The organism is Streptomyces europaeiscabiei (assembly GCF_001550375.1).
GTDB lineage: Bacteria > Actinomycetota > Actinomycetes > Streptomycetales > Streptomycetaceae > Streptomyces > Streptomyces europaeiscabiei.
The window spans coordinates 1-10,621 of the sequence record NZ_LRTR01000786.1 but is presented as its reverse complement, the minus strand read 5'-3'; the positions used below and the strand labels follow the sequence as shown (position 1 = coordinate 10,621).

Annotated in this window: 8 protein-coding genes and 1 pseudogene; 3 read left to right on the top strand and 6 right to left on the bottom strand. The window is 70.5% G+C overall.

Annotation, left to right across the window (positions count from 1 at the left end):
- Positions 1–272 precede the first annotated feature (272 nt).
- Positions 273–350 (bottom strand): annotated as a pseudogene (locus tag AWZ10_RS50910) (transposase); the annotation flags it as partial.
- Between the two features lie 1,389 nt (positions 351–1,739).
- On the opposite strand from AWZ10_RS50910, the gene AWZ10_RS38505 reads away from it, so the two are divergent.
- Together AWZ10_RS38505 and AWZ10_RS38500 are read left to right on the top strand one after the other, a co-directional pair.
- Positions 1,740–3,020 (top strand): PLP-dependent cysteine synthase family protein, encoded by a 1,281-nt coding sequence (locus tag AWZ10_RS38505; protein ID WP_060893350.1) that lies wholly within the window; start codon positions 1,740–1,742, stop codon positions 3,018–3,020.
- A complete protein-coding gene (locus tag AWZ10_RS38500) occupies positions 3,017–4,321 on the top strand; it encodes an MDR family MFS transporter (protein WP_060893349.1) in 1,305 nt (434 codons plus the stop codon). The genes AWZ10_RS38505 and AWZ10_RS38500 overlap by 4 nt, the downstream gene beginning before the upstream one ends.
- Before the next feature lie 718 nt (positions 4,322–5,039).
- Here AWZ10_RS38500 and AWZ10_RS51920 read toward each other — a convergent pair.
- The 5 genes from AWZ10_RS51920 to AWZ10_RS38480 form a co-directional block, all read right to left on the bottom strand.
- Complete coding sequence (locus AWZ10_RS51920; RefSeq protein ID WP_159058515.1) at positions 5,040–5,195, bottom strand: hypothetical protein; 156 nt, start codon at positions 5,193–5,195, stop codon at positions 5,040–5,042.
- Between the two features lie 224 nt (positions 5,196–5,419).
- Positions 5,420–6,427, bottom strand: a complete 1,008-nt coding sequence (locus tag AWZ10_RS38495; RefSeq protein ID WP_060893348.1) for a 2-hydroxyacid dehydrogenase — start codon at positions 6,425–6,427, stop codon at positions 5,420–5,422.
- A 203-nt stretch (positions 6,428–6,630) separates the two neighbouring features.
- Positions 6,631–7,680 (bottom strand): L-idonate 5-dehydrogenase, encoded by a 1,050-nt coding sequence (locus AWZ10_RS38490; protein ID WP_060893347.1) that lies wholly within the window; start codon positions 7,678–7,680, stop codon positions 6,631–6,633.
- A 104-nt stretch (positions 7,681–7,784) separates the two neighbouring features.
- Positions 7,785–8,570, bottom strand: a complete 786-nt coding sequence (locus tag AWZ10_RS38485) for an SDR family oxidoreductase (RefSeq protein WP_060893352.1) — start codon at positions 8,568–8,570, stop codon at positions 7,785–7,787.
- Positions 8,567–9,493: an NAD(P)-dependent oxidoreductase gene (locus AWZ10_RS38480; protein WP_244172694.1), complete on the bottom strand. Its 927-nt coding sequence runs from the start codon at positions 9,491–9,493 to the stop codon at positions 8,567–8,569. Before AWZ10_RS38480 ends, AWZ10_RS38485 begins: the two co-directional genes overlap by 4 nt.
- Before the next feature lie 405 nt (positions 9,494–9,898).
- On the opposite strand from AWZ10_RS38480, the gene AWZ10_RS38475 reads away from it, so the two are divergent.
- The coding region (locus AWZ10_RS38475) for an FGGY family carbohydrate kinase (protein ID WP_244172693.1) at positions 9,899–10,621 on the top strand (723 nt) is incomplete at its 3' end.

The window sequence follows — 10,621 nt, the reverse complement described above, 5'->3', positions numbered from 1 at the left end:
GATCGATCTCGCCGTGACGGAGGACGAGAAGTTCGTCTACGTCCAGAACGCGGTCTCCGGCACCGTCGACGGCTTCCGTGTGGAGGCGAACGGCTCCCTCACCAAGGTCACGACAGCCGAGGGCCTGCCCGCTTTCGCCGAGTCCGGCATGGAGGGCATCGCCGCGGTCTGACGGGCAGGACCACCGCTGCGCCACGTCCAGGAGATGCGGGTATCGCCATGAGCTCTTGTGGAAGCGGCGCCGGATCACCGTCTTCGCATGAGGATGGCGTCAGGGCCTGGTCGATGCGGCGGCGTCGCTCCAGCAGTGCAGGGAAGAAGCTCCCCGACAGCAGCTTGGGGATCGCGAGGCAGTAGCGCAGAGCTGACCAGGGCGTTTGTGAACGCTCAAGACCCCAGCCGTTCGGAGCGGTTGGTCCCACCTGGTGCCCCTGATGCTGTCATGGGGGCTGGGTTCGCGCCATGTTCTCCCGAGGTGGCGCACCGGGGTTCGGCGCGCAGGTTAGGATCACGACATGATTACGACCTGGTCTCCTTCCCACACGCCGAGGAGGCGCTCATCAGCGCCTCTGTCGCGTGTGCTGGGGCTGGGTCTCTTCCTCTTCGGCCTGCTGTACACGCATGCCGTCAGCCCTGACGCGACGGTGAGTCATCTCGTCTCCGAGAAGGGCGTCGTGGCGTCGGGCGGGCATTTCGAGCCAACCGCCGAACATGAGAGCGTCACGATTGCCACGCTGGCGCAGTCGGCGGGGCAGCAGCCGGAAGGCCATCACGGCGGCCACGGACAGCCGCACGCAGGTGAAACCTGTGCGGTCGGGCAGCCCTCCCAGGGCCCCGCTGTGGCCGTGCCCTGTCTGTCTCCGCTGAGTTCTGAGAACGGCGACGAAGCGCCCGGCTCCGGGCCCGCCCGGCGCGCCGCAGTGGCACGAGACTTCGCGGCCCCGAGAACGCGAGCGGCGGACTCCGCGGTTCTTCGCATTTAGGTCAACGCGTCCCGAACCGGTCGTCCTTCCCGGGACTTCTGGACTCGACCCCAGGCCGTGTCCTGCCTTCCCCCGGTGACCGGTCATGACGTCTGACCCCCTGCGAACAGCGCCCCAGTGCGTGGCGCGGGGACGGTCGACGGCTCGCTTCCCTGACCCCCACCGATCCCTGCCCTGACCGGGAGAGTTCCCCGTACAGGCAGTGACCGCCGCGCGGAGGACCTGTGCCGCCCACCCATGCCCTTTCACGTGCCGATGCCCCATGCGTACGTCCGCTCCGCAGGAGTTGGCTCGTCCGGAGCGCGCTGTACGCCCTGCTGTTCGTGCTGCTGACGTGCCTCGGTGATCAACACAGTCTGCCGGAGTCACCCGCTCGCTCAGCCACAGTGTCGAGTGCGGTCACTCTGCCCGCAGAGGGCTCCGACGGCGAGACTCTCGATCCGTCCGAGTCTCCCGACCGCTGCCACGACCCCCACCTCGGGAAGGCTGTCTTCCCACAGTCGTCCCCTCGGGTCCCACCGCGCGCCCTCGTCGCGCTGTCGCTGACGGACGACACGGCAACTCCCGTGCGCCAACTCCCCGACGTCGTCGGAAGACCGCTGCCGAGCGGCGGCCGGTCCGCTCGCACCGCCATCTGCAGGTGGCGCATTTAGGAGCCATCCCGTGGGTCGGCCCTGGTCGCCCCGCCGCGCGCCTCGACCGTCGCGCGAGATGAGCATCCGCACGCATCCATACCGATTCGAGAGCGAAGACAACATGCACTCCATGACCATGAGTGACCTCACTCCCACCGGCTCCGGTTCCGCACTACGGGGGCTTGTCGGCAACACCCCGCTCCTGCGCATCTCCCGGCCCTTCACCGAGGCGGACCGTGGCTTCTGGGCGAAGCTGGAGGGCTTCAACCCCGGCGGCATCAAGGACCGTCCGGGCCTGCACATGGTCGAGCGCGCCCGCGCCCGCGGCGAGCTCCTGCCGGGTGGCAGGATCATCGAGTCGACCAGCGGTACCCTCGGCCTCGGGCTCGCCCTGGCCGGGATGGTCTACGGGCACCCCGTAACGCTGGTCACCGACCCGGGTCTGGAGATGTCCATGACCCGGCTGCTGACCGCGTACGGGGCTCAGGTCAATCTCGTCTCCGAGCCGCACCCGACCGGGGGCTGGCAGCAGGCCCGCCGCGACCGGGTCGCCCAGCTGATGGAGCAGCACCCCGGCTCGTGGTGCCCGGACCAGTACAACAATCCCGACAACACCACCGCCTACACCCCGCTCGCCCTCGAACTGGCCACCGAGCTCGGCCACATAGACGTGCTGGTGTGCAGCGTGGGAACAGGCGGACACTCCGCGGGAGTCTCCCGCGTACTCCAGCAGCTCTACCCGGACCTCAAGCTGGTCGGCGTCGACACCATCGGGTCGACGATCTTCGGCCAGCCCGCCCGTACCCGCCTGATGCGGGGCCTGGGCTCCAGCATCTACCCGCGCAATGTCGCGTACGACAACTTCGGCGAGGTGCACTGGGTCGCCCCGGCGGAGGCGGTGTGGACCTGCCGTCAGCTGGCGGCTTCCCACTACGCCACCGGCGGCTGGAGCGTCGGCGCGGTGGCGATGGTCGCCGGCTGGCTGGCCCGCACCCTACCTGCGGACACCCGGATCGCGGCGGTCTTCCCCGACGGTCCGCAGCGCTATCTCGGCACGGTCTACGACGACGACTACTGCGCCGCCCATGGCCTGCTCAACTCCCCACCCACGTCCGAACCGGAGGTGATCGGCCGCCTGGACGAGAAGGAGGTCACCCGCTGGACGCGGTGCGAGAACGTCATCGACCCGCTCACGCCGGCCGACTCGAAGCCGCGATCCGGCATGGCCGGTCCGCTCGGCGCGGACGGCGCGGACGGCGCGGACGGCGCAGACGGCGCAGACGGCGCAGACGGCGCAGACGGTGCAGACGGTGCAGACGACGCGGAAGCCGGGGCGTCCGCGGACAGCGACGCCGTCGAGCGGCTCGGCGGCGCCGACATGCTCGCGGAGGGCAGCCGGTGAGGTCGACCATCGCACAGATTCGTTCCTACGAACGCAGCGTGCAGTTGCTGATGGTGAATCAGTTCACCATCAACCTCGGCTTCTACATGCTGATGCCGTACCTGGCCGCGCATCTGGCAGGTCCCGTGGGGCTGGCGGGCTGGCTGGTCGGGCTGATCCTCGGCGTACGCAACTTCAGCCAGCAAGGCATGTTCCTGCTCGGCGGAACCTTGGCCGACCGGCTCGGCTACAAGCCCATGATCATAGCCGGGCTGGTGCTACGCACTATCGGCTTCGCGACCCTCGGACTCGTGGAGTCCGTACCCGCCCTGCTGGCCGCCTCGGCGGCGACGGGACTGGCTGGCGCGCTGTTCAACCCGGCCGTACGGGCCTATCTGGCGGCGGACGCGGGCGAGAGGCGGGTCGAGGCGTTCGCGCTGTTCAACATCTTCTATCAGGCCGGGATCCTGCTCGGTCCGCTGGTGGGCATGGTGCTGACCGGAGTAGGTTTCCGCGTCACGTGCCTTGCCGCGGCGGGGATCTTCGCTCTGTTGAGCATCGTTCAGTTCCGGGCCCTGCCCGACCGCCGGGGCGACGACGCCAAGGAGGGCAAGAGCGGTCAGAGAGAGGGCGTGTGGACGCAGTGGCGCGGCATCTTCGCCAACCGGCCGTTCCTGCTGTTCTCCATGGCCATGATCGGCTCGTACGTCATGTCCTTCCAGGTCTACCTTGCGTTGCCGCTTGAAGTACGGCGGCTGGGCGGGGAGGGCACCTTCGGAACGGCTGCGGTGGCGCTGCTCTTCGCGGTGTCCGGGGCGAGCACGATCCTCGGCCAGACGAAGGTGACGGCCTGGTGCAAGGCCCGTATGGAACCGGGCCGCGCACTGACCTGGGGGCTCCTGGCCATGGGGCTTGCGTTTGTTCCCCTGCTGGTGGCCACCGCGGTCCCGGTACCGGACGGCGGCTTGGGGCTGTGGCTGCTTGCGGCCGTGCCGCCGACGCTGTCAGCGCTGCTCCTGGCGATCGGGACGATGATCGCGTACCCCTTCGAGATGGACACCATCGTCCGACTCTCCGGCAACCGCCTTGTCGCCACCCACTACGGCCTGTACAACACCATCTGCGGCATCGGCATCACCCTCGGAAACCTGCTGACGGGCGCCGCGCTCGACGCCGCCCGCGCCGCCGGGATGTCCGCGCTGCCGTGGGTGGCACTGTCGGTACTTGGTCTGGCCTGCGCGGCAGCCCTCTACGGGCTCCACAGCACCGGCCGCCTGGCGCCACCCGTGCGCGAGGCGCAGTCGGAGCCCGCGAACGCATAACACGATGTCCTGTGCCGGAGGGGGCGGACGAGTTGCCCTCCGTCCCCTCCGTTCGGCACCCATGTCGATGGCTGGGCGTGTGCGCCCACGGACACCAGCACCGGCCGGGCGCTCGCCCGCCCGAGCCGCGGCCATCCGGCCCGCACGTCACTTGCTGTGAGGACGTACCCGCGCAATCAGGCGAAAGGCGTCGCGTACGTGGGGCGCGCATGTCGCCTTTACATCGTTCGACCCGCTCGCCGGCTGTGCGTATCTGCTGGAAGATCCCGACCCGCACAGCGCGCTGGACGGGGAAAATCTGGTGGGGCCGATTGAGTGTGCGGGTGCTTCGGCGAGTGGAAAGAGAGGTATGGCGGAGCACAGGTCCCCGTGGGGGAGATGGATGATGCTTGGGAGGCGGACGGAGTGTGCCTCCCGCTCTCGACCGTGGCCCGGACGGCGGTTGAGCCGGTGCGGGCTTGGGTCGGTCCGGCTGGTGACTCCGGGGTGTGGCTTTCTGTGGGCGGCCCTGGCGAGGCTCTTGCTGACCCGATGCTGACTTCGCCGCTTCGCTGGCGACCGGACGATTACTGCCTTGAGGCCTGATCGAGTCCGGCGCCGGCGCGCACGATGATGCTCGAGCTGACGGATGCTTGGGCCAAGGCCTTGGAGGCGACGGTCCGGTCGTGGGCGATGTCGAAGGCGGCGCGCGGGGCCTCCGCGAGCGGGAAGGTGTGCGTCACGATCGCGTTGACGGGCAGCGCCGGGCCGGCAGGTCGATCGTGTCGTCGACCTCGGAGTCGAAAGGGAAGGCGCCCCGAAGCCCCAGTTCGGGGGTGACCGCGATGTTGCCCAGCAGGGGTGTCTCGCCGGGCGGCAGCAGGCCGATGCACATGCCTCCTGAAATCCTCCTCCGCGTGCAGGGAGCACGGCCTCGTCACCATGCATCCACCAGCAATGGGGATGGACCGTTCGTGGGGCTCGGACACCGGGCAGCCACTTCCTTCCAGGTGAACTGACCGCAATAGCCGGTGTGGACACGCCTGCAGTCTTCACGGGCCAAGTCCCAAGTGTGCCGATTGGCCTGGGGCATCACTTCGCCACGTCAGCCCGACCGTCCTACCGGGTCCTCGTCGGCCGTGCCGTGGTTCCCGGCAGCGGCGTCGGTGCCGCTTCGCCTTCCAATACGGCCTCGATATTGCTCGCCGCCAGCTCAACCATCGCCGCGCGTGTGGCCTCCGTCGCCGAACCCACATGCGGCAGCACCACCAGATGTGGCTCGGTGAGGAGCGAATCGCCCGGGTCCGTACGGGGCTCGTCCACCATCACGTCCAGTCCCGCCGAGTGCAGCTTCCCGGCGCGCAGCGCGGCGACCAGTGCCTCCTCGTCGACGATTCCGCCCCGCCCGGTGTTGACGAGCGTCGCCGTCGGTTTCATCAGGGCGAGTTCCGGTGCGCCGATCATGCCGGCGGTCTCGGGCGTCAGGGGCGTGTGCAGGGACACCACGTCACTGGTGCGCAGCAGCTCGTCGAAGGTGACCCAGCGGGACAGGTCGTCGTCCTCCTTGCGGCGCGGATGGTGGTGTTGCACCCGCATGCCGAATCCGGCCGCCCGGCGTGCGAGGGCCTTGGCGATCTGCCCGTAGCCGATCAGCCCGAGCGTCGCGCCCTGTACGTCGAGCCCCAGGAAAGCGTCCATGCTGAAGGCGCCCCACTCGCCACGCCGCAACGCGGCCATGCTGGCGCCGAGGCGCCGCCGCGCCATCAGGATCAGCGCCATCGCCACGTCGGCGGTGGTGTCGGCGAGCACGTCGGGGGTGTGGGTGACCACCACGCCGCGCGCGGCGGCGTCGTCGACGTCCACGCCGTCGTAGCCCATCGACGCGAGCGCCACGACGCGGAGGCCGGGGCCGGCCGCGTCCAGCAGTGCGGCGTCCACCCGGTCGCTGCCGAGGACGAGCAGCCCCTCACAGCCTCGGACCAGTGTGCCCAGTTCGGCGGAGGTGGGGGGCGCCGTTCCTTCCCAGGCGGTGACGTCGTATCGCGAGGCGAGCCGCCCGACGGCGGGGCCTGGCAGGCCGGTGCGGCTCACCGCGACGCGGGGACGGGGTACGGGCGTGCCCGACATGCTGAACTCCCATGGTCGGAGGGGTTGTTGGCGGGTGAGTGGTAGCCCCGGGGTGGGCCGGAGTGGATGGGCCACCTCGCCGGGACCGTGCGGGTGAACCGTCCAGGGAAGGAGCCGCTCGGGCCCGGCGGGCGGACACGACCGCAGCCGGGACAGGCGGTCCGGTTCGTGGCCGGTCCGCGTGCGGGCGTAGTCGGACCGAGTCAGGCCTTCGTCGTATCCGCGAAGTCGAGGAGCACCTTGCAGGACCGCGCTGGGTCGGCTGCCAGTTCGAAGGCTTCGCCGGTGTGCGCCACGGGGAGTACGGAGGTCACCACCGGGTCGACCGGGAGGCGGCCGTCGGCCAGCGCCCGGAGTACCTCGCCGAGCTCGGTGTCGAAGCGGAAGGAGCCGACCAGCCGTAGCTCCCTCGTGATCACCGCGTTCGCGGCGACCGGGGTGTCCCCGGGCGGGAGCAGGCCGAGGCCCACCACCAGGCCGCCGCGGTCCACTCCGTACACGCAGGTGCGCAGCCCGGCGGGGTTGCCCGACGACTCGATGGCGATGTCCGCCGCCAGTCCCTCCATCCCGTCCTCGCCACTCGCGGGGTCGCCGATCCGTACGGTCGAGTCGGCGCCCACCTGCTTGGCGACGGCCAGCGGCGCCTCGTGGACGTCGGTCACGGTGATCTCACCGGCTCCGGCTGCGCGCAGGGCCGCGACCACGAGGCAGCCGATCGGTCCGGCGCCCGTGACCAGGACCCGCTTGCCCCGTACGTCGCCGGCCTGTCGTACCGCGTGCCAGGCGACCGCCGCGGGCTCGGCGACCGCGGCGAGCCGCAGGTCGAGGCCCACGGGCAGGGGCAGAACCCGTTCCGCGGGCACCACCAGGACATCGGCGAAGCCGCCCTGGACGTGGGGGTTGCGGGCGGCGCTGCCCAGATAGCCGGTGTCCAGGCAGGTGTTGCGCCGTCCCGCCGCGCACTGTCGGCACGTGCCGCAGGAGGCCAGGGGATGCACGGCCACCGGGGTTCCGTGCGGCGGTGCCTGCGTGCCGGGGCCCGCCGCGCGTACCAGGCCGACGATCTCGTGGCCGAGGACAAGTGGTTCGCGCAGCCGGAACTCGCCGACCGCGCCGCGCCGCCAGTAGTGCAGGTCGGAGCCGCAGATCCCGCCGTAGCGGATGTCCACCGCCACCTCGCCGGGTCCGGGCACCGGCACAGGCCGCTCCTCCACGCGCAGGTCGCCCGCCCCGTGGGCTACGACCGCTCGCATCGTCGATGAGGAAGACGAGGCAGACGAGGCAGACGAGGAAGACGAGGGCGAGTTTGATGGGTTCGAGCTCGATGAGTTTGGTGAGTTCATGTCCTCGGTCCTTCTCAGATGACCGCGGTCAGGCCGCCGTCGACGGCGATCACCTGACCGTTGACGAAGTCCGACGCGGGGGCGGCGAGCCACACCAGCGTGCCGACGAGATCCTCGACCGAGGCCCAGCGCCCGGCCGGGGTGCGGCCCCGGATCCAGGAGTCGAAGGCAGGGTCGTCGACGAGGGGGCGGGTCAGTTCGGTGACCACATAGCCGGGCGCCAGGCCGTTGACCGTCAGCCCCGACCCGGCCCACTCCGCGCACATGCCCCGGGTCAGCATGGCGAGGCCGCCCTTGGAGGCCGCGTAGGCGGCGATGCCGGGACGGGCGAGCCAGGTCTGGACGGAACAGATGTTGACGATCTTTCCGTGGCCGCGGCCGACCATGCCCGCGGCCACCGTGCGGCCGACCAGGAAGGCGCTGGTGAGGTTGGTGTGCAGGACCCGTTCGAAGTTGTCGGCGGAGACCTGGAGGAGCGGTTCCCGGTGCTGTACACCCGTGTTGTTGACCAGGATGTCCAGCGGGCCGACCCCGTTCTCTATTTCCTGGACCGCCGCCTGTACGGCCGCCTCGTCGGTGACGTCGAAGGGCACGGCGTGCACCTTGGTCCCGGTGCGTTCGGCGAGTTCGGCGCGGGCGCGTTCCAGGGCCCCGGGATCGCGGCCGTTGAGGACGAGTTCGGCGCCCGCCTCGGCCAGTCCCGCAGCCAGGGCGAATCCGATGCCCTTGCTTGATCCGGTGACCAGGGCCAGCCGGCCGGAGAGGTCGAACAGCGAAGGACCCGTGGCTGAAACCGTCATGACCGGCCTCCCGTCGGACCGTTCCCGGTTCCACATCCCATTCCGGTGATGGTTCCGGTGCCGTAGTAGTGCATGAGTGCGGCGTTGTCGGCGTCGCCGTGGCCCGCCGCGGCCAGCCAGCGGTGGAGTTCGGAGACGGCGGTGGTGACCGGCAGCGGCACTCCTTCCGAGCGTGCGTAGTCGCGGGCCGCCTCCAGGTCCTTGACCATGTTGCTGACCCGTCCGGTGGGGGTCAGATCGATCTCGGCGAACTTGACGAAGAACTCCTGGAGCAGTGCCGAGTCGGCCCTGCCCCCGGTGAGCGCCACCTGTACCTGCCGTGGCGGCAGACCGGCCGCCCGCACCAGGGCGGCGGCCTCGGCGAGGGCGGCGAGACCGCAGCCGACCAGCACCTGGTTGACGGATTTGACCAGCTGCCCCGAGCCGGCCGGGCCGAGGTGGGTGAGCTGGGAGGAGAGCTCCCCGAGCACGGGCAGCGCCCGCTCCACCTGGTCGTCCTCGCCGCCGAGCATCAGCGTCAACTCGCCGCGCTCCGCGCCCGGCGCCCCGCCCGACAGGGGGGCGTCGACCCAGCCTGCGCCGAGCTTCGCCGCACGTTCGGCGAAGTCGCGGGTGCGCCCGGGATCGATGCTGGACATGTCGATGACCAGGACGCCCTCGGGGGTGGCGGTGAGCACTCCTTCGGAGCCGAAGACCACCTGCTCGACGATGTCGGCGGTGTTGAGGGAGAGGATCACCACGGAGGACGAGGCAAGCTGCGCCGCCGAGTCCGCCGGGACGGCGCCGTCCCTGGCGAGCTGCGCCACCGCGTCCTGCCGGACGTCGTAGACCCGCACGATGCGTTCACGCCGCAGCAGTCTGCGGGCGATGGCCGACCCCATGACCCCGAGCCCGGCGAGCCCCACCTCTGGATGTCCTGACACTCGAACCAACCCTCCTGAACCAAATGCTGTACGTCGAACAACATACTGGCCGCAGGTGATGGAGAAGTGCAACTGCCCGCCGCCATGCATCCTCGTCTGTTCAACATGTTGGCTTGAGTCTCGCATGCTGTTACGGTCCTGGGCGTCTGCAGATGTACGGCGCGTTACCGCGCACCGTCGAGACGGAAGGGCGGCATCCCATGCAGGGGCGAACGACGACATCCCGGCCTGTCGACGGGGCGAGCGAACGGAAGAACCCGGCTCTGCGCCGTGCGACGGCGGGGCCCTGAGACAGCCGGCCCCGCGCCCTGCCCCCTGCCCGCGGGCGCGGGGCCGGCACCCGTACGACCCCACGGAACAGCACACCGAGTCGAGACCGCCACAAAAACGGAGAAGGAAACAGTGATGAAGGACGAGACCCAGGTGGTGCTCGGGATCGACCTGGGTACCACCGCGACCAAAGTGGTCGCGGTGGACGGTGCCTACCGTGTGGTCTTGACCGTCGAGCGACCCGCACCCCTGCGCACCGGACGGCACGGGGAAGCCGTCCATGATCCGGAGACGGTGCTGGCCGGAGCGATCGAAGCGGTCCGGGAGAGCGCTGAGATCTGCGCCGGGCGCGGTCTCCCGGTCGTCGCCCTGTCCTTCAGCGCCGCGCTGCACACCCTGCTCGCCCTGGACTCCTCCGGCGAACCGCTGACCCCGGCGCTGAGCTGGGCCGACACCCGGGCCGCCGACATCGCCCGACGGCTGCGCGCGACCGGAAGCGCCGACACGCTGCACCGGGCGACCGGAACCCCCGTGCACTCCATGGCCCCGCTCGCCAAACTCGCCTGGTTCACGGCACACGAGCCCGACCTCGTACGGCGCACGGCCACGTGGTGCGGCCTGAAGGACTACGTCCTCTCCCGGTTCACCGGTCGGCTGGTCACCGACCGGTCCTGCGCCTCCGCCACCGGCCTGCTGGACATGCGCACCACCCGATGGCACGGCCCCGCCCTGGACGTCGCCGGGGTGAGCGCCGACCGGCTGCCCGAACTCGTGCCGACGACCGCCGCGTTCACACTGCTCCCCGACGTCGCCGCCGCGCTGGGCCTGCCCGCCGGGCTGCCCGTGGTCGCGGGGGCC